The organism is Streptomyces sp. NPDC056161 (genome assembly GCF_042268025.1).
GTDB lineage: Bacteria > Actinomycetota > Actinomycetes > Streptomycetales > Streptomycetaceae > Streptomyces.
Genome location: NZ_JBHJUV010000011.1, coordinates 80,776 through 104,037 on the forward strand (window position 1 = coordinate 80,776; position 23,262 = coordinate 104,037).

Below are 23,262 nucleotides of genomic sequence, written 5' to 3' on the forward strand. Positions count from 1 at the left end.
TGGCGCGGCTCTGTGCTGTCACCAGCACATGACCGCCGTTTCCCCGGTACCCCATGTGGAGTACAGGCGGACGCGGACGAAATAGCGGCGGCCCTTGACGAGCCTGACCCTGAGCACGGCGTTGTGCGGCGTGCCCCCGTCGTCCTGTCCGGCGAGATAGCGCGGCTCGCCGTCGCGTTCCTCGAAGGCGACGACGACGCTGTCACCGTCGCCGAAGGTGCCCACCGCGTAGTCGCGGGTCTCCGGCGGGTCGACGGTGAAGTCGGCCTGCCCGCCCGGCCCCAGGCTGAGCGGCACCGACCGGAACGGCACCAGCGCGCGATGCGGATCCCCCCGGTCGAACCTGTCCGCGACCGAGGGCGGATCGGCCGGCGGGTACCAGCGCAGTACGAACTCCTTGTCGGCCGGGGACAGCGTGCCGGGCGAGTGCAGCCCCCCACGGTACTGCTCCGGCTCCAGCACCAGCCCCGCCTCGAAGGGGTACGCCATGATGGACTGCGGGTCCCAGACCGAGCCGTTGACCTCGGACGCGTCCAGCTTGCGCAGGATGTTGAAGAACGTGCGGTCCCGGTTCCAGAAGTTCGGCGGACCCGCCAGGTCGGCGTACACCGCCTCGTCGTCCCAGTGGATACCGGCCAGCGGGCTCTGGTGTTCGTGCTGCATGCCGAGCGCATGCCCTATCTCGTGCAGCGCCGTGGCCCGCTGCCCGGGCCGGGTGAGGTCCCAGCCCAGGTTCATGGTGCGCTCGTTGAGACCGACCACGAGCGCGTCCCGGCCCACCTGCGACCAGGAGCCGTCCCCGTACTGGAAACCGATCCGCAGTTCCGCCTCGCGGTGGTCGGTGACCTCGGCGAACGTCACCCCGATGCCGAGGTCCTGCCACTGCCGGAAGCACTCCCGGACAACGTCCCGCTGCTCCTTGGCACCGGCCCAGGAGACCCATCGGGTCTCCCCGGACCCCGGCACGTGGATGACCGACCCGTCGGTGTCCGCGTCGAAGAAGCAGTAGTGCAGCACCGTGCCGTTGACCCACATGCGCCGCCCCGCGACGAGCGCGCTCGACCGCTCGGCGGCCAGCCCCGGTGCGAAGGAGGGGGCCGGCTGCTGCGGAAGTGAGCAGTAGCGCTGGGTCATGCGCCAAGACTGCCTCCGCTTCCGTCCGGGCGCCTGAGTCAGGGGCTACTCAAGTCCCCCTGTATCAAGCATGAGTATCCGGACTCTCCATGACGTGACGAATTTCGTACAGGACGCCAAGACCCTGGAACTGCCCTGGCCGTTCACCGGCCGGGAGGACGAACTGGAAGCGATCCGCCGGTCCCTGACCGCCGGCCGGCACGGCATCGTGGTGACCGGTCCGGCCGGCTGCGGCAAGACCCGGCTGGTCATGGAGGCCGTGCGGGGCAGCGACTGCGCCCGGGTGACCGGGACCCCTCAGACCCGCGGGCTGCCCTTCGCTGCGTTCGCCCCGCTGCTGCCCGAGACGGTCTCGCTGCACCGCGCGGTGCAGCTCCTGTCCGGCGTGCGTGTTCTCGTGGTCGACGACGCCCATCTGCTGGACGAGGCATCGGCCGCCCTGGTCCACCAGCTCGCCGTGCACGGCCGCACCCGCCTGGTCGTGATCGCCGCCGACCGGACCCCCACCCCCGGCGCGGTGTCCCGGCTGTGGACCGGCGAACTCCTGCCGCGGCTCGCCCTGGAGCGGCTGCCGCACGAGGAGACGGCCCAGCTGCTGGCCACCGGCGGCACCCTGGAACCGCTCACGGTGCGCCGGCTGCACCAGGTCTGCGGGGGCGATCTCAGGCTGCTGCGGGACCTGTCGGGCGCGCTGCGCACCCAGGGGCTGCTGACCCGCGTCGCGGCCACGGACGAGTGGGCCTGGCGCGGCCCGGTGCCGATGACGCCCACCGTGCGCGAGCGCGTCGCCTGCGTCCTGGACCGCCCGAGGCCCGGCGAGCGAGAGATCCTGGAACGCCTCGCCTTCGCCGAACCCCTGCCCCTGCACCTGGACGAACTCGACCTGGACGTCCTCGAACGCGTCGAGGCCGACGGCCTGGTCCACGTCGACGACCAGGGCTTCGCCCACCTCGCCCACCCGCTGCACGGCCCGGCGCTGCGTGCCTGCGCCGGACGGCTGCGCGCCAGGCGGCTGGCCCGCACCCCGCAGCAGTGCGCCCGTGCACTCGCCGCCGAACAGCACGCCCTGGCCGGGCGGATCGCGCAGACGGACGTACGGGCCCGGCCGGCCCCGGTGGGGGAGTGGCTGATCGCGGAGGGGGCGACCCTACCGGCCGGATACGCGGCGGTGCGGGCCCGGTTCGCGCGGCTGCGCGGGGAACTGCTTGAAGCGGCGGCGTGGGCCAGGGAAGGGCTGCGGGAGACGCCCGACGACCCGGCGTGCCGCGGCGAACTCGTGCTCGCCGCCGCCCAGTCCGGCGAGCCGGGCCGGTTCCACCGCGGTTGGGGCGAGCGGGACTGCCCGGGCGGCGGACCGGCCGCCGGCGGCCCGTCGGCGGCGGACGGCACCGCGGTCTGGGCCGCGGCGGCACACGGCGACCTGGACGGCGCCGTACGGGCACTCGGCGGCGGCGCCCACGGCCGCCAGGACGGAACGCAAGCCTCCGACCGTCCCGACGGCACCGCCGTTCCCGGCGACGACGTGTACGCCCACTATGACGCCGTACGCCTCGGCGCCCCCGAGCTGGCCGCCGGCCGGCTCCCCGGCGACGGCGTGCTGGCCCGGCACGCCGACGCGCTCGCCCGTGGCGACGGGCCCGCCCTGGACCGGGCCGCCGAAGCGCTGGAGGAACGCGGTTTCCTGCTGTTCGCGGCCGAGGCCCACGCCCAGGCGGTACGGGCGCACCGCGACCCGCGCGCCGCCCGCACGGCCCGCACCCGCGCGGTCTCCCTCGCCCGCCGCTGCCAGGGCGCCCGCACCCCGGCGCTGTCCGGGCTGGTGCTCGGCGAACTCACCGCCCGGCAACGGCAGATCGTCACCCTCGCCGCCGCCGGGCTGACCAACCGGCAGATCGCCGAAAAGCTGACGCTGTCCGTGCGGACCGTGGGCAACCACCTCTACAGCGCCTACACCCGGCTCGGCGCCAGCGACCGGGGCGCGCTGCCCTGGCTGGTGGAGCTGCCGGACACCGCCTCGGCCTGACCCGGCGGCGCCGCGGGCCGCCGGGCCCGCGCGCGCCTCACGCAGCGCCGAACGCCGCGAACGCCCATCCGGTCGCCTGGTGGACGGCGTCGCCCGGCACGGCCGCCCGCGCGTCGCGCAGGGCCTCGGCCAGGGAGAGTCCCGCGTCGAGGCCCTTGTGCAGGGCGAGCATCAGCGGCACCACCGCGGCGTCGTTGACCGGTGCGCTGCTCGCCACCACCCCGGCCGTGCCCAGCGGGAGCAGCGCGGTGACCAGACCGAGCAGTTCGTCGGCGCCGACCGAGGCGAGCCGGGCCGTGTCGCAACTGGAGAGGATGATCCGGTACGGGCTGCGGGCCAGCCGTTCGAAGTCGTGCACGATGAGCGGCCCGTCGGCCATCCGCAGCGAGGAGAACATGGGGCTGTCCGCGCGGAACGTGCCGTGTGCGGCGATGTGCGCGAGCGCCGCCCCGTCCAGCTCCCGCAGCACCCGCGGCACCCGCGCCTCGTCGTGTTCGAGCACCGTCGCCGCGCCGTTGCGGCCCGCCAGGTCGGGCACTTCGGCGCCGCCCGTCGCCAGCCCCGGACCGCGCACGAAGACCTGCGGGCCACCCGGCGGCGCCTCGGTCTCCCTTGCCCGCAGCCAACTGCCCGCCGACGGCGAGACGCTGAGCACCCGGTCGCGCAGCGCGGGCAGCAGCGCCCAGGGCACCCGGTGCAGCGCCCCCGGCGGCACGATCACGACCGGGCCGCTGCCCAGCCGGCGCACCGCACCGCCCAGCAGCAGCTCCTGGAGCCGCAGGCCCGCCGCCTCCACCAGCGGCAGCCGCGCCTCCGCCCCGGGGTGGGCGAGCCGCCGCAGCCCCGCCTGCACGTGCTCCGCCTCGGTCAGCGCCGCCGCCAGCGCCCCGCCCTCGAACCGCCGTACCCGTCCCTGCCCGCACAGCAGCACATGCACCCGCCCGTCCAGCACGGCGAGTTCGACGAGCGTCGTGTCACCGAGCCGTGCCAGCAGCCGGGCGGAGTCGAATCGGCGGTCGTCGCCGGGCGCGGCGCCGTGCATGTGATGGGTCCGGGAGCGGATCTCCCGTTCCAGGCGCCGCTGTTCGCGCTCCAGGGCGGGCACCGGACGGCCGTCCATCCGGGCGGCCTCCGCGCGGGCGGCGATCTCCCGGAACGCGGTCAGCCCGCTCAGCAGCGACGGGTCGGCGGGCGGCCGGGTCGGCGGCGCGGACAGCACCGTGGCCCGCCAGCGCTCGCTCCACTCCAGCAGCCGCCGCGGACCGCCCCGGGCCAGCACGGCCTGCTGGGCCAGCGCCGCCAGCTCCGCGCCCTGCGCGGTGGCCCGGGCCCGCAACTCCGAGGCGCCCAACGTCATCCGGTGGTCGTCGAGCACGTCGAGCCCGCGCCGGCACGCCTCCAGGACACCCCGTACCGAACCGGCCGCCCGCGCCCGCAGCGCCTGCGCCGCCCAGCCCGTCATCCGGGCCAGCGGCGGACCCGCGTTCCTGCTGCGCGCCGCCAGCGCCAGGTGCCGCTCCGCGTCCGCCGTCCAGCCGAGACCGAGCGCCATCCGGCCCGCGAGCAGCGACGCCTCCGGCGCGGCGGGCGACCCGAAGGACGCCAGCCGTTCGGCGACCGCCGCGGCGTCCGCCACCAGCCGCCCCGAGCTGCGCCCGGACGCCACCCGCGCCTCGATCAGGACCAGCCGGGCGTGCGCCTCCCACCAGGAGCGCCGCTGGGCCGCGAACAGCCGTACGGCGACGGCGGCGCGGGCGATCGCGGTGTGCGCCTCGCCCGCCGAACGGGCGGCCCGAGCGGCGGCCAGCAGCAGTTCCGCCTTGCGGGTGGACTGCCCGCCGATCCCGTCGAGCGTGGTGATCGCCGTGTCCGCCTCGGCCAGCGCCTCCGGGGCCAGCCCCGCGGCCATCAGCACCTCGCAGCGCCGGATGTTGAGCATGAAGGTCGGCGTGCCCAGCTTGGCGTACCGCTCCTCGGCCTCGTCCAGCAGCCGCAGCGCGGCCGGGATGTCGCCCGACCGGAAGGCGGCCAGCCCCCGGCTCTCCACCGCGTCGGCCTTGTCGTGCTCCTGGCCGGTGGTCTCCCACAACTGCTCCGCCGCGGTGAAGTCGGCGTCGGCCCGGTCCACCGCGCCCAGCGCCAGATGCACGGTGGCCCGCAGCGTCAGCGCCCGCGCCGTCCAGATGACGTCGTCGGCCTGGCGCAGCACGGCGATCGCCCGGCGCACGTCCTCCAGCGCCGCACGGTGCCGGCCGAGCACCCACCAGACGTAGGCGCGGCGGTACAGCACCCGGGCCCGGGTGTGCCCGGTGCCCCGCGCGACGCCCTGTTCGAACGCCGTCAGCCCCTGCCGCGTGCGCCCCGCGTGCACCAGTGCGACCCCGAGCGTGGCGAGGACGTCCGCCTCCCGCTCGGCCGAATCCGCACGCGCCGCCAGATCCCGGGCACGCCGCAAATGGCTCAGGGCGATCCGCAGGTCGCCGAAGTCCCGCTGCCAGATGCCGATCACCTGGTGGGCGATGGAGGCGTGCAGCGGTGGCGGACCGGTCTCCAGCACCCGTTCCGCCCGCGCCAGAGCCTCCATCGGGGCGGCGAACACCATCGGCAGCAGTTCGAGAACCGAGTCGCTAGCCGCTGTCACGCCTCGGATGGTAGTGGTCCAGGGCAGGCACGTCACACGGGTCCGCCGCCGTGCGCGGCGGTACGGGCTGTATCAACGGACGGCTGTCCGGCTCTGAATGAGGACCGCCGTCCCGATGGGGGAGGACACGCCATGGCACCTCAGCGATTCCACGAGCAGTTCGACCAGATCCAGCGCTCGATGCCCGACATCCCACTGGCGATGGGACCGGACGACTCCGCGGAGTTCTTCTACGAGAAGGGCGTCGTCCTCGCCCGCGACGGTGAGGAGGCCCGGGTCGTCGAGGAGACCGTGCGCAGCCACTTCGCCGCGACCGCCGACCTGGTCGCCGACGACGTGCGCCGGGCGGGCCCGGACACCAACCGGACCGGGATCACCCGGATCCGCGTCGGTGACCCCGGCCGTGGGGCCCGGGACGGCGACCCGGCGGTCGGGCACGCGCTGCGCGCCCTGCGCGAGGCGGAGGGGCGCCGCGGGCACCGGCTCGTCAGCCGCAACCACGTGGTCTCGATCTCGGTCAACGCCTGCCCCGGGGACGAACCCGTGCCCGCCCCGGCCGGCGAGGCGCCGAACCCGGCGGCGGACGGCACCCCCTACGACCCGGACACCGCCGTCGGCGTCCTCGTCATCGACACCGGCCTCATGCACGACTACCGCTCCTACCCGCTGCTCGCCCACACCGAGGGCGACGGCCAGGTCGAGGAGACCGACGCCGAGGGCGTCCTGCGGCAGTACGTCGGTCACGGCACGTTCATCGCCGGACTGGTCGCCGCCGTCGCGCCCAACACCGACATCACCGTCCGGGGGACCCTGAACGACGCCGGCGCCGTCCTGGAGTCCGAGTTCGGCGCCAAACTGTTCGAGGCCGTCGACCGGGACGGCTGGCCGGACGTCATCAGCCTGTCCGCGGGTACCTCCAACGGCCGTACCGACGGACTGCTCGGTGTCGACGCCTTCATGCGCGAACTGCGCGAGCAGGGCACCCTGCTGGTCGCCGCGGCCGGCAACAACGCCAGTGCCACCCCGTTCTGGCCCGCCGCCTACGCCTCGCTGCCCGACTACCAGGACGCCGTACTGTCGGTCGGCGCCCTGCGCGGTGACGGCGAGATGGGGGCCTGCTTCAGCAACCACGGCCCCTGGGTGACGGCCTACGCGCCCGGCGAACGCCTCGTCAGCTCCCTCACCGGCTTCGACGCGCCCGTCCCGTACGTCTACCAGCACTCCACCTACGACGCCTGCCGGTTCGGTTTCACCTACGACTGCACCTGCCGGTCCCCGCGCCACCGGGGCGTGCTGAGCGAGGCGGGCGCCGACGCCGCCGGGGGCGACCCGGACCGGACGACGTTCGAGGGGTTCGCGCACTGGAGCGGCACCTCGTTCGCCACTCCGGTGGCCGCCGGACTCGTCGCCGCCCACATGACCGCGCACAAGGAGGGCGACCCGCGCGCGGCCCACCGGCAGTTGCTGGAAGCCACCACGGCGTACGCGGAAGTGCGTGGGGCGCACGTACCGGCGCTCCGGCCGCCCACCTGGCGCCCGGTGCCGGTCGCCCGACCGGCGCGTTCCGCATGATGACCGGAGGTGCCCTCTGCACGGCGTACGATGACTTGCCGTACACGAGGGGTGGCGCCGTGGAACGAGCAGAGGTCGGCGCGCTGGTCCGGGCCGCGACCGACGGCGACGCGGCGGCCTGGAAAGCGCTGGTGGAAGGACTGAGTCCGCTGGTGTGGGCCGTCGTGCGCGCCCACCGGCTGTCCGACGCCGACGGCCACGAGGTCTATCAGACCGTGTGGTTCCGCTTCGCCCAGCACCTGGCGCGGATCCGGGAACCGGAGAAGGCCGGGTCCTGGCTCGCCAGCACGGCCCGGCACGAGTGCCTCAAGGTCATCAAGAGCCTCACCCGGCTGATGCCGACGGACGATCCGCTCGTCCTGGACCGGGTCAGCGAGGACCGCACCCCGGAACAGACGCTCATCGACTCCGAGGAGGCGGCCGCCGAGGCCGAACGCATCCGTCGCGTATGGCAGGAGTTCGAGAAACTGGGCGACCGCTGCCGGCAGTTACTGCGCACCCTGATGGCCTCGCCGCCGCCCAGCTACGCGGAGGTGTCGGCGGCCCTGGGCATCGCGGTGGGCAGCATCGGCCCGCTGCGCCAGCGCTGCCTGCGCCGGCTGCGGGCCCGGCTCGGTGACGGACGAGGGGCGGTGTGAACGGCATGCACGAGGAGAACAACGGGCACGAGGAGAACACCGGGTACGGCGGGTACGGCGGGCACGGCGAGGGAGCGGTCGGCTTCGACGAGGCCGAGTTCCGCGACGGACTGCTGGAGGAGGAGCTGCGGCAGGCGGCCGCCGTCCTGGATCCCGTCCCCACCGAGCTGCGGCAACTGGCCCTCGACGCCTACGCGCTGTACGACCTCGACGCCCGTGTCGCCGAACTGACCTTCGATTCACTGGTGGACGCCCTGCCGGTCAGGGGAGTCCTGGACGCGCCGCGGATGCTCACCTTCCGCGCGGGCGAGCTGACCGTCGACGTAGAGGTCACCGGGCAGGGGCTGATGGGGCAGGTGCTGCCGCCGCAGTCGGCGCGGATCGAGGTGCTCGGCGGACCGCAGACGGCCGTCCCGGTCCCCGTCGACGACTTGGGCCGTTTCACCAGCGACGCACGCCCCTCAGGCCCGTTCGCGCTGCGGCTGCGCACCGGCGCGGACGTGATCGTCACCGAGTGGCTGCGCGCCTGAGGGAGCCGGTTCACCCGCTGACGGACGGGGGCGGTGTCCCCGGCTGACCTGCGGGGCCGGGGCCCGGCGTCCGGCGGCGCACGGCCCGGGTACCGGGGCGTGCTCGCCGTCCGGCCGGTTAGGCGGACCGCCGGACGGTCAGTGGTCCACGCCGTCCACCAGGGCGGCGAGCGCGGTGGCGAACCGGTGCAGCCCAGGACCGGCCGGGCCGCCGGGTTCCGTCATGTAGCCGTCCCTGCGGATCTCCACCATCAGGGCGGCGACGCGGGGGTCCGTCCCGTAGAACTCCAACGGCACGTACGTCCCGGCGAAAGGGGTGTCGAGTTCCGTCCCGCCGCACCCGGCGAACGCCGCGCGGGCCAAGTCGGCCAGCGCGGCCGGCGTGTGGCAGGCGTCGGTGCCCAGACAGACCGGGGGCCGGGACCCGCCGCCGTGCAGTTCGTACGGCAGCGGCTCGGTCGGATAGGAGTGCACGTCGATCACGACGGCCCGGCCGGTCGCGGCCAGCCGGTCCCGTACGGCTTCGGTCATGGCCCGCGCGTACGGCCGGAAGTACCGCTCGATCAGCGGCCCGGGATCGCCGTCCCCGGCCCGCAGCGTCCCCCGCCGGGTCGTCCCGGTGTAGACGGCCCCCATTCCCACGGCGAGCATCTCCTCCCGCTCGTCCGGGAACCGCTCCGGATCCACCACCAGCCGGGACAGCCGGTTCACGAACATCCAGGGCGTGCGGCCGGCCAGCGCGGCGGCGGCCTCGGCCAGCTCCGCGGTGTGCGCGTCCGTGATGTCGTCCAGCTCCCGCTCCAGCGCGGTGTCGTCCAGCACGATGCCGGCCCGCACGGCCGCCGGGACGGTCCGCGCGGAGTGCGGCACATGCAGGATCACCGGGGATCCGGCGGCGCCGGGCCGCAGTTCGAAGGACGGTACGGCGTGAGCCATGCGGCTGCTCCCCGGGCGGTCGGCGGTGTGGTGCGCGGTGCACCGGCGAGGCTCACGGTACGCGGTGCGCTATCCGAGGATCTCCCGCACCAGCGCCGCCACTTGCTCCGTCTCGATCAGGAACCCGTCGTGCCCGTACGGCGATTCGATCACCCGCAGCCGGTCGGCCGCCGGGATCAACGCGGACAGCTCGGCCTGTTGGGCGAGCGGGTACAGCCGGTCGGAGCCGACGCCCGCGACGAGGGTGCGGGCCCGCACCCGGCCGAGGGCGGCCCGGACGCCGCCGCGGCCCCGGCCGACGTCATGCGCGTTCATCGCCTCGGTCAGCACGACGTAACTGGCCGCGTCGAACCGGCGGACCAGCTTGGTGGCGTGGTGGTCGAGGTACGACTCGATCTGGTAGCGGCCACCGCGCCAGGGGTCCTCGCCGCTCTGGGCCGCGCGCCCGAAACGGACCCCCAGCTCGGGCTCGCTGCGGTAGGTGACGTGGGCGAGCCGACGGGCCAGCCCGAGCCCGGTGTGCGGGCCGCGACCGGTGTCGTGGTAGTCGCCGCCCTGCCAGTGCGGGTCGGAACGTATCGCGTGCAGTTGCCCGCCCGCCCAGGCGATCTGCTCGGCGCTCGCCGCCGCCGTCGTGGCGAGCAGCAGCAGCGCGCCGGTCCGCTCCGGGTGCGCCACCGCCCACTCCACGGCCCGCATCCCGCCCATCGACCCGCCGACGACCAGCGCCCAGCGGTGCACGCCCAGCGCGTCCGCCAGAGCGGCCTCCGCGGCCACCTGGTCGCGCTGGGTGAGGAACGGGAAGGAGCCGCCCCAGGTCCGGCCGTCCGGCCGGGCCGAGGCCGGTCCCGTGCTGCCCTGGCAGCCGCCCAGCACGTTCGGTGCCACCACGAACCAGCGGTCGGTGTCCAGGGCCAGCCCCGGGCCGACCAGCGCGTCCCACCAGCCGGGGGTGGGGTGTCCGGGCCCGGCGGCACCGCCGACGTGGCTGTCCCCGGTGAGCGCGTGCAGCACCAGCACCGCGTTCGCGCCGTCGGGGGCGAGCCGGCCCCACGTCTCGAACGCCAGCCGCACGCCCGGAAGTTCACCGCCCGCCTCCAGCGGCAGCGGCGCGTCGGCCGCGTACCACTGGCGCCGTCCGGGCGGGTCCCCCGCCCGCCAGGCCCCGGTGGCCGGCGGGTGGGGGACCGAGGAGGCCGGTACGGCGCTCAGGACGCGCCCTTGGCCGCGCGGAAGCCGGCCTCCAGATCCGCCTTCAGGTCGGCCAGGTTCTCCAGACCGACCGACAGGCGTACCAGGCCCGGCGCGGTGCCGGTGGCCGTCAGTTGCTCCGCGTCGAGCTGGCTGTGCGTCGTGGACGCGGGGTGGATGATCAGGCTGCGGACGTCACCGATGTTGGCGAGGTGGCTGAACAGCTCGACCGCGTCCACGAACCGCTTGCCCGCCTCCACCCCGTCCCGCAGTTCGAAGGAGACGACCGCGCCGGCCCCGCGCGGCAGGTACCGCCGCCCGGTCTCGTACCACTGGCTGGAGGGCAGCCCCGGGTAGTGCACGGCGGCCACCTCGTCCCGCTGCTCCAGCCACTCGGCCAGCGCCTGGGCGTTCGCGGAGTGCCGTTCGATGCGCAGGCTCAGCGTCTCCACTCCTTGCAGGAGCAGGAAGGCGGAGTGCGGGGAGAGGGCCGGGCCGAGGTCGCGCAGCAGTTGCACCCGGAGTTTGACGGCGAACGCTCCCGGGCCCAGAGCCGGCCAGTACCGCAGCCCGTGGTAGCTCGGGTCCGGCTCGGTGAAGTCGGGGAAGCGGTCGGCGTGCGCGCCGAAGTCGAACGTGCCGCCGTCCACCACGACCCCGGCGATGGCGTTCCCGTGCCCGCCGAGGAACTTGGTCGCCGAGTGCACCACGATGTCCGCGCCGTGCTCGACGGGCCGCAGCAGGTACGGCGTCGGGACGGTGTTGTCCACGATCAGCGGGACGCCCGCCGCGTGGGCCACGTCCGCGACGGCGCGCACGTCGAGCACGTTGCCGCGCGGATTGCCCAGCGTCTCGGCGAACAGTGCCTTGGTCTGCGGGCGGATCGCCGCCCGCCACGCGTCGACGTCGTCCGGGTCGTCGACGAACGACACCTCGATGCCGAACCTCGGCAGCGTGTGCCGGAACAGGTTGTACGTGCCGCCGTAGAGGGAGGTGCTGGAGACGATGTGGTCGCCCGCGCCGGCCAGGGTCAGGATCGCCAGCGTCTCGGCGGCCTGCCCGGAGGACAGCGCCACCGCCGCCACTCCGCCCTCCAGCGCGGCGACGCGCTGCTCGAACACGTCCTGGGTGGGGTTGTGGATGCGGGTGTAGATGTTGCCGGGCTCGGCCAGCGCGAACAGGTCGGCGGCGTGCTGGGTGTCCCGGAAGACGAACGACGTCGTCTGGTAGATCGGGGTGGCGCGGGCGCCGGTCGCGGGGTCCGGCGCGGCCCCGGCGTGGATCTGCTTGGTCTCGAACGACCAGGCCGGGGTGTCGGATCCCGCGGGGTCCTCCTCGGGGGTGTGACCGGCGGTGACGGAGTCGATGGGCTGGCTCATGGTGCTCCTCGTGCGGCAGGGCGGATCGAAGGCGTGCGGCGACGGAGAGACGTACGACTGGGGGGAATGCGGATAAAAGTTGATGAAAGGCGAGAAAGATGATGCAAGTGTAATGAAGTGGGTGAATGGGTGGATAGCGGTGAAATGTGTGACGGGAGCGGTGGGAGTGATGCAGGCCCCGTCACCTCGGGCGGGTGGCAACCGTGGCAGTGACCCGCCCGTGATCGATGGGGCGCCGGGGCACGAGCGCGGGCCTGTGAGGAGGTAACCACACGGCGTGACGGGCGGCCAGCGTTCCCACGCCCCCGACATCGAGCGTTCACGAACAGCGCCCGGCCGGGGCCCGGGGCACCGGCGGCGGACATGGCTCCGCCCCGGCCGGGCAGTTCGCCGGCCGGGGCGGAGCGGGTGGCCGCGAGGGGCCTGCGGCTCGGGTCAGCTCAGGGCGGCGAGCGCCTCGTTCCACGTGGCGGACGGGCGCATCACCTTGTCGGCCTTGGCCTTCTCCGGCTGGTAGTAGCCGCCGATGTCGGCCGGGGAACCCTGGACGGCGCCCAGCTCGTCCACGATCTTCTGCTCCTGCGCGGTGAGCGTCTCGGCGAACGCGGCGAACGCCTTGGCCAGGTCGGCGTCGTCGGTCTGCCGGGCCAGCTCCTGGGCCCAGTACAGGGACAGGTAGAAGTGGCTGCCGCGGTTGTCGATGCCGCCGACGCGGCGGGTCGGCGACTTGTTCTCGTTGAGGAAGGTCGCCGTGGCGCGGTCCAGGGTGTCGGCGAGGACCTGGGCCCGGGCGTTGCCGGTGGTCTTCGCGTACTGCTCGAAGGACGGCACCAGCGCGAAGAACTCCCCCAGGGAGTCCCAGCGCAGGTAGTTCTCCTTGACCAACTGCTGGACGTGCTTGGGAGCGGAACCGCCGGCGCCCGTCTCGAAGAGGCCGCCGCCCGCCATCAGCGGGACGACCGACAGCATCTTGGCACTGGTGCCCAGCTCCAGGATCGGGAACAGGTCGGTCAGGTAGTCGCGGAGCACGTTGCCGGTGACGGAGATGGTGTTCTCGCCGCGCCGGATGCGCTCGACGGAGAGCTTCGCGGCCTCCACCGGGGCGAGGACCTTGATCTCCAGACCCTCGGTGTCGTGCTCCGGCAGGTACGCCTTGATCTTCTCGATCAGCGCGGCGTCATGGGCGCGGGTCTCGTCCAGCCAGAACACGGCCGGGTCGCCGGTGGCGCGGGCCCGGGTGACGGCCAGCTTCACCCAGTCGCGGATCGGGGCGTCCTTGGTCTGGCAGGCCCGGAAGATGTCACCTGCGGAGACGGTCTGCTCCAGGACGACCTCGCCGGCCTGGTCGACCAGCCGGACGGTGCCGGTGACCGGGATCTCGAAGGTCTTGTCGTGGCTGCCGTACTCCTCGGCCTTCTGCGCCATGAGGCCCACGTTCGGGACCGAGCCCATGGTGGCCGGGTCGTAGGCGCCGTGCGCGCGGCAGTCGTCGAGCACGGCCTGGTAGACACCGGCGTAGCTGGAGTCCGGCAGCACCGCGAGGGTGTCGTGCTCCTGGCCGTCCGGGCCCCACATGTGACCGGAGGTGCGGATCATGGCCGGCATGGAGGCGTCCACGATCACGTCGGAGGGGACGTGCAGGTTGGTGATGCCCTTGTCGGAGTCGACCATCGCCAGCTCGGGACCCTCGGCCAGCTCGGCGTCGAAGGACGCCTTGATCTCGGCACCGTCGGGCAGGGACTCCAGGCCCTTGAAGATGCCGCCCAGGCCGTCGTTCGGGGTCAGACCGGCCGCGGCGAAGGTCTCGCCGTACTTCGCGAACGTCTTCGGGAAGAAGACGCGCACCACATGGCCGAAGATGATCGGGTCGGAGACCTTCATCATCGTGGCCTTCAGGTGCACGGAGAACAGGACGCCCTCCTGCTTGGCGCGGGCGACCTGCGCGGAGAGGAACTCGCGCAGCGCGGCGACACGCATCACCGAGGCGTCGACGACCTCGCCCGCGAGGACCGGTACGGACTCGCGCAGCACGGTGGTGGAGCCGTCGTCGCCCGACAGCTCGATGCGCAGCGAACCGTTCTCGGAGATCACGGCGGACTTCTCGGTGGAGCGGAAGTCGTCCACGCCCATCGTCGACACATTGGTCTTGGACTGCTCGGTCCAGGCGCCCATGCGGTGCGGGTGGGTCTTGGCGTAGTTCTTCACCGAGGCGGGGGCGCGGCGGTCGGAGTTGCCCTCGCGCAGCACCGGGTTGACGGCCGAGCCCTTGACCTTGTCGTAACGGGCGCGGATCTCGCGCTCCTCGTCCGACTTCGGGTCGTCCGGGTAGTCCGGCAGCGCGTAGCCCTTGCCCTGCAGCTCGGCGACCGCCGCCTTCAGCTGCGGGATCGACGCCGAGATGTTCGGCAGCTTGACGATGTTGGCCTCGGGCGTCCTGGCCAGCTCACCCAGCTCCGACAGGGCGTCCGGGATCCGCTGGCCCTCGTTCAGGTACTCCGGGAAGACGGCGATGATGCGGCCCGCCAGCGAGATGTCGCGGGTCTCCACGGCGACACCGGCCTGCGAGGCGTACGCCTGGATCACCGGCAGGAACGAGTGCGTCGCCAGGGCCGGGGCCTCGTCTGTGTAGGTGTAGATGATGGTCGAGTCAGTCACCGGGTGCTCCGCTCCACGTCTGCAACATTGCTCGACATCAAGATATCTCGTGCCGGCTCCCGACTCGACAGTGGCCGACGACTCGGCAAGACCGCACGCCCCACGGGTGCGGTGATTCCGCCACCCCCGCGTCGCGGCTCGGCTTTCCCGCACCACCGCTCCGCTCCTGTGACCTGCGTCTGCCGCGGCCGGGGCCCGCCGCCCTGCGAGGCCGGCGCGGTGGACCCCGCGATCCCCGCGCGCCATGCCATGCCGTTCCGGTGCCTGCCACCCGGCCGGGGAACGGTCCGCGCGCCGTGTCGAGACTCTTCCCGATACGCAGCGGCGTCGGCCCGCCACGCAAGGTGGCGTCCCTCGTCCCCTCTCCCTCGTCCCTCATCTCCTACGGTGCCGCGGTTGTCGGAGGTCGTCAGAGAAGGCGAGGGGAGTCCATGTCGTCCGGTTCGTTCTCGCCCTCGCGCTGCTGGGGGAGCACCACGGCGCCCTGCTGGAGCGCGACCGTCCGTGCCGGGGCCGGGATGCGGATGCCCTCCTCGCGGTAGCGCCGGTGCAGGCGCTTGATGAACTCGTGCTTGATCCGGTACTGATCGCTGAACTCACCCACGCCCAGGATGACCGTGAACCCGATCCGGGAGTCGCCGAAGGTGTGGAAGCGGATCGCGGGCTCGTGCTCGGGAACCGCGCCGGTGATCTCCGTCATCACCTCCGCGACCACCTCGCCCGTCACCCGCTCGACCTGGTCCAGGTCGCTGTCGTAGGCGACGCCCACCTGCACCAGGATCGTCAACTCCTGCTCGGGACGCGTGAAGTTGGTCATGTTCGTCTTCGCCAGCTGGCCGTTGGGGATGACCACCAGGTTGTTGGAGAGCTGCCGGACCGTCGTCTGGCGCCAGTTGATGTCGACGACGTAGCCCTCCTCCCCGCTGCTCAGCCGGATGTAGTCACCCGGCTGGACCGTCTTGGAGGCGAGGATGTGGATGCCCGCGAAGAGGTTGGCCAGGGTGTCCTGGAGCGCGAGGGCCACCGCCAGCCCGCCCACGCCCAGGGCGGTCAGCAGCGGCGCGATCGAGATGCCCAGCGTCTGGAGCGTCACCAGGAAGCCGATGGCGAGGACCAGCACGCGGGTGATGTTCACGAAGATCGTGGCCGATCCGGCCACTCCGGAGCGGGACTGCGTGACCGTCCGCACCAGACCGGCGACCACCCGGGCCGTGGCCCCGCTCACCACGAGGATGAGCAGCACCTGCAACGCCTGCTGGGTGTGGTGCCGCACGGTCGGGGTCAGCGGCAGCACGGCCGCCGCGGCGGCTCCACCGGCGGCGACGGCCGCCCACGGCACCACCGTGCGCAGCGCGTCCACGACGACGTCGTCGCCGCTCCAGCGGGTCCGCTTGGCGTGCCCCGCCAGCCAGCGCAGCAGCGTCCGGGACAGGAACGCGGCCAGTACGCCCGCCGCCACGGCGATTCCGGCGATGATCAGGTCGTGCGCGGTGAGTGCGCGGTTCACCGGTCACCCCCGGCGGGGCGCCGCGCGGTCGTCCGCGTCTGGGGCGGCCGGATGTGAAGTCTCGTCACGTTGTTCACCTGCTCGTTTCCGGGGTGTGCGAGCGCGCCGACCGTACGGTGCGAAGGGCCGGCCGCGCCGCTCATCCTGCCGTATCCGTACAGGAGTTCGCACCGTGGGCGAACCGCGCGGACCTCGGGCGGGTGCTCCGCGCGAGGTGTCGCCGGTGCCGGACCTCCGGGGTACGGCGGCCCGTGCCCCGGACGTGCCGCTCACAGGTCGGTGAAGGAACCGTGCCGCCCGGCACCCCCGGCGAACCGCGCCGCGCCGTCCAGCGCCTCCGCCAGCACGGCCGCCCCGTGCCGGAACTCGCCCCGCAGCGCCTCCGGCTCCGTCAGCCCCTCCTGCTCCAGGACCGACGCCCGGTCGGCGCGCAGACACGCCTGCGGGAAACGGGCGATGGCCGCGGCGAGTTCCTCCGCCTCGGCGCGGGCCCGGCCGGCGGGCACCACCCGGTCGGCCAGGCCCATCCCGTACGCCTCCCGGGCGGGCACCGGCCGGCCGGTGAGGATCATGTCCAGCGCCCGGCCGGTGCCGATCAGCCGGGGAAGCCGTACCGTGCCGCCGTCGACGAGCGGCACGCCCCAGCGGCGGCAGTACACGCCGAACACCGCGTCCTCCTCCGCCACCCGCAGGTCGCACCACAGGGCGAGTTCCAGGCCCCCGGCGACGGCGTGCCCGGCGACCGCGGCGATCACCGGCTTGGACAGCCGCATCCTGGTCGGCCCCATCGGGCCGTCACCGTCCTCGGCCACCCGGTTGGCCCGCTCGGTGCCCAGCGCCTTCAGGTCCGCGCCCGCGCAGAACGTGCCCCCCTCACCCCACAGCACCGCCACCCGGGCTCTCTCGTCGGCCTCGAACGCGCGGAAGGCGGCCGCGAGTTCGACCGCGGTCGGACCGTCCACCGCGTTGCGGGCCCCGGGCCGGGACAGGACGACGGTGGTGACGTGCTCCTCGCGCTCCAGGCGGACCGGCACGGGCGGCTCTCCTCCCTCGGGCACCGGCCGGGCCGCGCCCGGCCGGCTCGGAGGGCCAACTCTGCCTCAGATCACCTTCAACCGCACCAGCGCGCCCAGCGTCAGCGCACCCGGCAGCAGCGGCACCCACACGGTGATGATCCGGTAGGCGAGGACCACCGCGGTGGCGACCGCGACCGGGCCGCCCGCCGCCACCAGGGCCACGATCAGCGCGGCCTCGACGGACCCGAGGCCACCCGGCGTGGGCACCAGCGCCACCGCCACCGTCGCCGCGAGATAGGCCAGCGCCATGTGCGCGGGCGCCACCGGCAGGTCGAGCGCCCGCCCCACCGCGGCGAGACCGGCCGCCTGGAGCGCCGGGAAGGCCAGCGAGCCGCCCCACAGGGCCAGCGCCCGGGACGGACGGGTGTGCACCGAGCGGGCCTCGCCCAGCGCGCTGCGCAGGAAGGACCACACGGCCGTGCGCAGCCGCCGGACGAACACCAGCACGCCCGCCGCCACCACCAGCAGGGCGCCGATGATCAGCCCGAGCGGGCCCGTCGCACCGGCGGGCAGCAGGCCGCCGAGCCGCAGCGCGTGCGGGAAGGCGATCAGCAGCGCGGCCAACAGGCCCACCCGGCCCACGGATTCGGCCAGCAGGTACAGCGCGACCGCGGCCGACGAACGGGCCAGCGGGATCCCGCACACGGTCATGAAGCGCAGGTTGACCGCGCTCGAACCAAGACCCGTCGGCAGCAGGTGATTGGCCGCGTACGCCGCCAACTGGGTGGCCAGCAGCCGCCGTTTGGGCAGCGGCTGCACCACCGCGCCCTGCCGGGTGACGGCCGCCGCCACCCAGGTCAGGCAGGTGGCACCGCCGGCGGCCAGCAGCCAGGGCCAGGACGCGGACCGCAGATGGCCGAAGCCTTCCGCGAGCACGGAGCGGTGCTGCACCGCGACCACGGCCACGAGTACGAGTGGGGCCAGGCACAGGACTTGGCGGACGGGGAGCCGCCAGAGGCGGCGGGGCCGCGGGCGGGGATCGGGGAGTTGTGCCGCTGTCACACTCGGAGAGGCTTTCCGCACCGCCCCAACGGCGGGTAGCCGGATCGGGGACAGCGGATTACATGCGGGAAGCGGGTGGGGGAGGAGAGAGGCGAACCGCCCGTTCGTCTCGGGTCTGCGGGGTCTGAGGGGTCTGCGGGGTCCGCGGGGTCTGCGGGGTCTGCGGGGTCTGCGGGGTCCGCCCGACCGGGGACCGGTGGGCGGCTGTCCGACCGGGGACAGGCAGGTGTCAGCCTGCTCGGGATCGGCGGGAGCCCTCCGGCTCGGGGCGGTCGGGTGTCGGCCGGCGCGGACCGGTTGCGGGCCGTCCGGTTCGGGGCGACGGCAGGGGGCGTGGCCACCCGGCCCGGGTCGGGGATCGCAGGCTCGGGCCGGTGACGTCCGGTAATGGTTGACCTCAAGGATGCTTGAGGTTCTAGGTTCTCTTCCATGAGCATGGAGACCACAGCCTGGACGCAACTGCACAGCGTGATGACCGCCCAACAGGAACGGCGCCCGCTGGCGCGCGCCACCCTGCGCCGTATCGCCGTCTTCGCCCGGCCGCACCGCCGCCGGATCGCCCGGTTCGTCCTGCTCGGGGTGGTGACGGCGCTCCTCGCCGTCGCCACCCCGGTGCTCGCGGGACGCGTCGTGGACGCGATCGTCTCGCACGGAGACCCGGCCACGGTCGTCCGGCTGGCCCTGCTGATCGCCCTGATCGCGGTGGCCGAGGCGGCCCTCGGCATCCTCGGCAGGCGGCTCTCGGCGACGCTCGGGGAAGGACTCATCCTCGACCTGCGGACGGCTGTGTTCGACCATGTGCAGCGGATGCCGGTCGCGTTCTTCACCCGCACGCGTACCGGAGCGCTCGTCAGCCGGCTCAACAACGACGTCATCGGGGCGCAGCGGGCGTTCAGCAACACCCTGTCCGGAGTGGTGAGCAACGTCGTCACACTGCTGCTCACCCTCGCCGTCATGCTCACCCTGTCCTGGCAGATCACCCTGCTCGCGCTGGTGCTGCTCCCGGTGTTCGTGATCCCGGCCCGCCGGATGGGCAGCCGGATGGCCCGGATGCAGCGCGAGGCGGCGGCGCTCAACGCGGCGATGGGCACCCGCATGACCGAGCGCTTCTCCGCCCCCGGCGCGACCCTGGTGAAGCTGTTCGGCCGGCCGGAGGAGGAGTCGGCGGAGTTCGCGGCCCGCGCCGGCCGGGTGCGGGACATCGGCATCCGATCGGCGACCGCCCAGTCGGCGTTCATCACGGCGCTCACCCTGGTGTCCTCCCTGGCCCTCGCCCTGGTCTACGGGCTCGGCGGCTTCTTCGCGCTGCGCGGCACCCTGGAACCGGGCGCCGTGGTGTCGCTGGCGCTGCTGCTGACCCGCCTGTACGCGCCGCTGACCGCGCTCGCCGGTGCCCGGGTCGAGGTGATGAGCGCGCTGGTCAGCTTCGAGCGGGTCTTCGAGGTGCTGGACCTGAAGCCGCTCCTGACCGAGCGGCCGGACGCGCGGGAGGTCCCCGCGGGTCCCGTGACCGTGGAGTTCGCGGACGTCCGCTTCGGCTACCCGTCCGCCGACAAGGTCTCCCTCGCCTCCCTGGAGGAGGTCGCGACGCTGGACACGCGCGGCGGCGCCGAGGTCCTGCACGGCATCTCCTTCCGCGCCGAACCCGGGCAGACCGTGGCCCTCGTCGGCTCCTCGGGCGCCGGCAAGTCGACCATCGCGCAGCTGCTGCCGCGCCTGTACGACGTCGACGCGGGCGCCGTCAGGATCGGCGGCGTCGACGTCCGCGACCTCGGCGCGGGCTCGCTGCGGGCCACCCTCGGCATGGTCACCCAGGACGGCCACCTCTTCCACGACACCGTGCGGGCCAACCTGCTGCTGGCCCGCCCCACGGCCGACGACGCCGAACTGTGGGAGGCGCTGACCCGGGCCCGCCTCGACGAGGTCGTACGGGAGCTGCCCGACGGACTCGACACCGTGGTCGGCGAACGCGGCTACCGGCTCTCCGGCGGCGAGCGCCAGCGCATGACGATCGCCCGGCTGCTGCTGGCCCGGCAGCGCGTCGTCATCCTGGACGAGGCCACCGCCCACCTGGACAACACCTCCGAGGCGGCCGTCCAGGAGGCGCTGGCGGAGGCGCTGGAGGGACGGACCGCGGTGGTGATCGCCCACCGGCTGTCCACGGTCCGGACGGCGGACCTGATCCTGGTGGTCGAGGCCGGGCACATCGTGGAACGGGGCACCCACGAGGAACTGCTGGCGGCGGACGGGCGGTACGCGGAGCTGTACCGCACCCAGTTCGAGGGGCAGGACGCGCAGCTGACGGCGGGCTGAGCGCGGCTGCCGCCGTCGTGCGGACCCGGCTCGCGGACCACCGTCGTACTGATCACCATGGGCTACGCTCGGCTGACCGAAAGCAGGAGGGTGTGCGTAGCCATGAGTGACATCGAGATCCGCGACGACCGGGCGGCGGGCCGTCTGGAGGCCGTCTCCGGCGCCGAAGTCGTCGGCCGCATCGAGTACTTCGTCCTGGAGGCACCGGGACGTGCGCTGGTCCCCGTCCACACCATCGTGGAACCGGCGCACGAGGGCAAGGGCATCGCGGGCTCCCTGGCCCGGGAGCTGTACGCCATCGCCGGGCGCGAGGGCGTGCAGGTGGCCCCGCTGTGCCCGTACGTCGTGAAGTGGGCGGCGCGCCACCCCGAGGAGGCGCCCGCGGCCGATCCCGAGCTGCTGACCGCCGCGCGCGCCTGGCTGGTGGCGCACCCCGGCCGGTTCTGACCTCCCCGAGGGTTCCCGCCCGGCGGCGCCCGCCGCATCGACGCCGTCGGCACGGGGGCGCCCGCGCAGGCCGGGCGGGTCGGTGCCGGGTCCGCGGTGAGTGGTGGCGGCGGTGTCGGGTACCTGGGGAGTAGCCCAGAGGCGATGTCGAGCGCCCGGCCGGAGGACGTCATGAGCAATCCGCATCCCGAACCCGCGCCCGGACCGGGCCCCCGGCCCCCGGACCCGTACCCGACCCCGGTCCCACCCCCCGAGCCGCCCCCGGCCCCCGAACCACCCCCACCACCGGGCCCACTCCCGCCCCGACCCCCGGGCCCACCCCCAGAACCCTCACCCTCACCGATCCCACCCGGCCCAGAGCCACCCCCCACCCCCGAACCGGGCCCACCCCTGACCCGACCAGCGTGTCAGCCCCGGTCCCGGTAGGCGCCCTTAAGGGGCGCGGGGAACGGCGCGCCCAGCCACAGTCTTGCCGCGGCCGAAGAACGCCTTGCCCCGTTCGTGCCTTGAAGCGGACCGAGCGTGTCAGCCCCGGTCCTGGTGGGCGCCCTTAAGGGGCGCGGGGAGCGGCGCGCCCAGCCACACTCTTGCCGCAGCCGAAGAACACCCCGCCCCGCTCGCCCCCTGAAGCGGACCGAGCACAGCCGAACACCCCCACCCAGCGGAGCGCCTACGCCTTGACCTCGGACCGATCCCCACCCCACAGCGTGTGGAACGAGCCGTCCCGATCCACCCGCCGGTAGGTGTGCGCCCCGAAGAAGTCCCGCTGCCCCTGGGTCAGCGCGGCCGGCAGCCGTTCGGCGCGCAGCGCGTCGTAGTAGGCGAGGGCGGCGGAGAAGCCGGGGGCGGCGACGCCCTGCCGGGTCGCGGCGACCAGCACCTCGCGCCAGTCGTCCTGCGCCGCCGCGATCTCCTGCGCGAACGTCTCGTCGGACAGCAGGCTCGGCAGGTCCGGCCGGGCGTCGTACGCGGCACGGATACGGTCCAGGAACGCCGCCCGGATGATGCAGCCGCCCCGCCAGATGGAGGCGATCGCGCCGAGGTCGATGTCCCAGTCGTACTCCTCGCTGCCCGCGGCGATCTCGTGGAATCCCTGCGTGTACGACACGATCTTCGACGCGTACAGCGCCTGCTCCACGCGGTCGGCGAAGGCCGCCGCCTCCGCGTCGCCGAGCGTGGTCGGCTTCGGGCCGGCCAGGCCCTGCGAGGCCGCCCGCAGCGCCGCGTGGCCGGACAGCGAGCGGGCGAACACGGCCTCGGCGATACCGGACACCGGAACGCCCAGTTCGAGGGCGATCTGGACGGTCCAGCGGCCGGTGCCCTTCTGCTCCGCCTGGTCCACCACCACGTCCACGAACGGCTTGCCCGTCGCCGCGTCCACATGGGACAGCACCTCGGCCGTGATCTCGATCAGATACGAGTCGAGCCGGCCCGTGTTCCAGGTGCGGAAGATGTCCGCGATCTGGGCGGGGGAGTATCCGGCGACATCGCGGAGCAACTGGTATGCCTCGCCGATGAGCTGCATGTCGGCGTACTCGATGCCGTTGTGCACCATCTTCACGAAGTGCCCGGCGCCGTCGGGGCCGACATGGGTCACACAGGGCGCCCCGTCACCGGCCTTCGCGGAGATCTTCTCCAGCATCGGGCCGAGGGAGTCGTACGACTCCTTGGAGCCGCCCGGCATGATGCTCGGGCCGTGCAGCGCACCCTCCTCGCCGCCGGAGATGCCCGTGCCCACGAAGTGGATGCCCTGCTCGCGCAGCTCGCGCTCGCGGCGCCGGGTGTCCGCGAAGTGGGCGTTGCCGCCGTCGATGATCATGTCACCGGGTTCCAGGAGCGGGGCGAACTCCTGGATCACCGCGTCGGTCGGTTCGCCGGCCTTCACCATGATGACCAGGCGCCGTGGCCGCTCCAGCGCCGCCACGAACTCCTTGGCGGTCTCGGCGGGCACGAAGTCCCCCTCGTGGCCGAACTCCTTCACCAGCGCCTGGGTCCGGGACGCGGTCCTGTTGTGCACCGCGACCGTGTATCCGTTGCGCGCGAAGTTGCGGGCGAGGTTGCGGCCCATGACCGCCAGACCTGTGACGCCGATCTGGGCTGAAGTGCTCATACGGATGGCTCCTAAAAGATCCTGGGCTCCGATGGTGCCGGTCGTGCCGCCAGTATTGCCCCTGACCATCCTGACTTGCCGGTAGGCCGACCGCACGTCCTGATTGTT

The 23,262-nt window shown here is 73.7% G+C and carries 16 protein-coding genes; 6 read left to right on the forward strand and 10 right to left on the reverse strand.

Translation table 11 applies throughout. From position 1 onward, the window contains the following. Positions 1–18 precede the first annotated feature (18 nt). On the reverse strand, positions 19–1,134 hold the full coding sequence (locus ACFC09_RS12755; RefSeq protein ID WP_376526524.1) for a M12 family metallopeptidase: 1,116 nt from the start codon (positions 1,132–1,134) through the stop codon (positions 19–21). A gap of 70 nt (positions 1,135–1,204) precedes the next feature. Here ACFC09_RS12755 and ACFC09_RS12760 point away from each other — a divergent pair, with 70 nt between their 5' ends. Continuing rightward, positions 1,205–3,157, forward strand: a complete 1,953-nt coding sequence (locus ACFC09_RS12760; RefSeq protein ID WP_376526527.1) for a LuxR C-terminal-related transcriptional regulator — start codon at positions 1,205–1,207, stop codon at positions 3,155–3,157. A gap of 37 nt (positions 3,158–3,194) precedes the next feature. Here the strand turns inward: ACFC09_RS12760 and ACFC09_RS12765 are convergent, their stop codons facing one another. Continuing rightward, positions 3,195–5,798, reverse strand: a complete 2,604-nt coding sequence (locus ACFC09_RS12765) for a CHAT domain-containing protein (RefSeq protein WP_376526529.1) — start codon at positions 5,796–5,798, stop codon at positions 3,195–3,197. A gap of 132 nt (positions 5,799–5,930) precedes the next feature. On the opposite strand from ACFC09_RS12765, the gene ACFC09_RS12770 reads away from it, so the two are divergent. Genes ACFC09_RS12770 through ACFC09_RS12780 form a run of 3 tightly spaced genes read left to right on the forward strand, consistent with a single transcriptional unit; the run spans position 5,931 to position 8,538 of the window. Then, positions 5,931–7,370, forward strand: a complete 1,440-nt coding sequence (locus ACFC09_RS12770) for a S8/S53 family peptidase (RefSeq protein WP_376526532.1) — start codon at positions 5,931–5,933, stop codon at positions 7,368–7,370. Continuing rightward, positions 7,370–8,008, forward strand: a complete 639-nt coding sequence (locus tag ACFC09_RS12775) for an RNA polymerase sigma factor (RefSeq protein WP_376526791.1) — start codon at positions 7,370–7,372, stop codon at positions 8,006–8,008. The genes ACFC09_RS12770 and ACFC09_RS12775 overlap by 1 nt, the downstream gene beginning before the upstream one ends. A gap of 5 nt (positions 8,009–8,013) precedes the next feature. Then, a complete protein-coding gene (locus tag ACFC09_RS12780) occupies positions 8,014–8,538 on the forward strand; it encodes a hypothetical protein (protein ID WP_376526794.1) in 525 nt (174 codons plus the stop codon). Between the two features lie 138 nt (positions 8,539–8,676). On the opposite strand, the gene ACFC09_RS12785 is transcribed toward ACFC09_RS12780, so the two are convergent. From ACFC09_RS12785 to ACFC09_RS12815, 7 genes are all read right to left on the reverse strand, one after another. Beyond that, a complete protein-coding gene (locus ACFC09_RS12785; protein WP_376526535.1) occupies positions 8,677–9,474 on the reverse strand; it encodes an N-formylglutamate amidohydrolase in 798 nt (265 codons plus the stop codon). Positions 9,475–9,543: 69 nt separating this feature from the next. Further along, positions 9,544–10,686 carry a homoserine O-acetyltransferase gene (locus ACFC09_RS12790; protein WP_376526797.1) on the reverse strand — a complete coding sequence of 381 codons (1,143 nt, stop codon included), beginning with the start codon at positions 10,684–10,686 and terminating at the stop codon, positions 9,544–9,546. Beyond that, positions 10,683–12,044, reverse strand: coding sequence for a bifunctional o-acetylhomoserine/o-acetylserine sulfhydrylase (locus tag ACFC09_RS12795; protein ID WP_376526538.1), 1,362 nt, complete (start codon positions 12,042–12,044; stop codon positions 10,683–10,685). The genes ACFC09_RS12790 and ACFC09_RS12795 overlap by 4 nt, the downstream gene beginning before the upstream one ends. Positions 12,045–12,479: 435 nt before the next feature. Beyond that, positions 12,480–14,699, reverse strand: coding sequence for an NADP-dependent isocitrate dehydrogenase (locus ACFC09_RS12800; RefSeq protein WP_376526540.1), 2,220 nt, complete (start codon positions 14,697–14,699; stop codon positions 12,480–12,482). Between the two features lie 409 nt (positions 14,700–15,108). Next, the gene (locus tag ACFC09_RS12805) at positions 15,109–16,206 is read right to left on the reverse strand and encodes a mechanosensitive ion channel family protein (protein WP_376526543.1); all 1,098 of its coding nucleotides are present in this window, start codon (positions 16,204–16,206) and stop codon (positions 15,109–15,111) included. A gap of 269 nt (positions 16,207–16,475) precedes the next feature. After that, entirely contained in the window at positions 16,476–17,240 is a 765-nt protein-coding gene (locus ACFC09_RS12810; RefSeq protein ID WP_376526546.1) for a crotonase/enoyl-CoA hydratase family protein, read from the reverse strand. A gap of 66 nt (positions 17,241–17,306) precedes the next feature. Then, positions 17,307–18,284: a YbhN family protein gene (locus tag ACFC09_RS12815; protein ID WP_376526550.1), complete on the reverse strand. Its 978-nt coding sequence runs from the start codon at positions 18,282–18,284 to the stop codon at positions 17,307–17,309. A 435-nt stretch (positions 18,285–18,719) separates the two neighbouring features. On the opposite strand from ACFC09_RS12815, the gene ACFC09_RS12820 reads away from it, so the two are divergent. Both ACFC09_RS12820 and ACFC09_RS12825 read left to right on the forward strand, forming a co-directional pair. Next, positions 18,720–20,597: an ABC transporter ATP-binding protein gene (locus tag ACFC09_RS12820; protein WP_376526800.1), complete on the forward strand. Its 1,878-nt coding sequence runs from the start codon at positions 18,720–18,722 to the stop codon at positions 20,595–20,597. A 102-nt stretch (positions 20,598–20,699) separates the two neighbouring features. After that, entirely contained in the window at positions 20,700–21,044 is a 345-nt protein-coding gene (locus tag ACFC09_RS12825; RefSeq protein ID WP_376526553.1) for a GNAT family N-acetyltransferase, read from the forward strand. A 670-nt stretch (positions 21,045–21,714) separates the two neighbouring features. Here ACFC09_RS12825 and gndA read toward each other — a convergent pair. Then, positions 21,715–23,154: an NADP-dependent phosphogluconate dehydrogenase gene (gene gndA, locus ACFC09_RS12830; protein WP_376526556.1), complete on the reverse strand. Its 1,440-nt coding sequence runs from the start codon at positions 23,152–23,154 to the stop codon at positions 21,715–21,717. Positions 23,155–23,262 lie beyond the last annotated feature (108 nt).

Bases quoted from the DNA above. Each gene is read 5' to 3' on its own strand.
- ACFC09_RS12755 (WP_376526524.1), bottom strand. From the start codon at position 1,134: ATGACCCAGCGCTACTGCTCACTTCCGCAGCAGCCGGCCCCCTCCTTC.
- ACFC09_RS12760 (WP_376526527.1), top strand. From the start codon at position 1,205: ATGAGTATCCGGACTCTCCATGACGTGACGAATTTCGTACAGGACGCC.
- ACFC09_RS12770 (WP_376526532.1), top strand. From the start codon at position 5,931: ATGGCACCTCAGCGATTCCACGAGCAGTTCGACCAGATCCAGCGCTCG.
- ACFC09_RS12775 (WP_376526791.1), top strand. From the start codon at position 7,370: ATGACCGGAGGTGCCCTCTGCACGGCGTACGATGACTTGCCGTACACG.
- ACFC09_RS12780 (WP_376526794.1), top strand. From the start codon at position 8,014: ATGCACGAGGAGAACAACGGGCACGAGGAGAACACCGGGTACGGCGGG.
- ACFC09_RS12785 (WP_376526535.1), bottom strand. From the start codon at position 9,474: ATGGCTCACGCCGTACCGTCCTTCGAACTGCGGCCCGGCGCCGCCGGA.
- ACFC09_RS12795 (WP_376526538.1), bottom strand. From the start codon at position 12,044: ATGAGCCAGCCCATCGACTCCGTCACCGCCGGTCACACCCCCGAGGAG.
- ACFC09_RS12820 (WP_376526800.1), top strand. From the start codon at position 18,720: ATGGAGACCACAGCCTGGACGCAACTGCACAGCGTGATGACCGCCCAA.
- ACFC09_RS12825 (WP_376526553.1), top strand. From the start codon at position 20,700: ATGAGTGACATCGAGATCCGCGACGACCGGGCGGCGGGCCGTCTGGAG.
- gndA (WP_376526556.1), bottom strand. From the start codon at position 23,154: ATGAGCACTTCAGCCCAGATCGGCGTCACAGGTCTGGCGGTCATGGGC.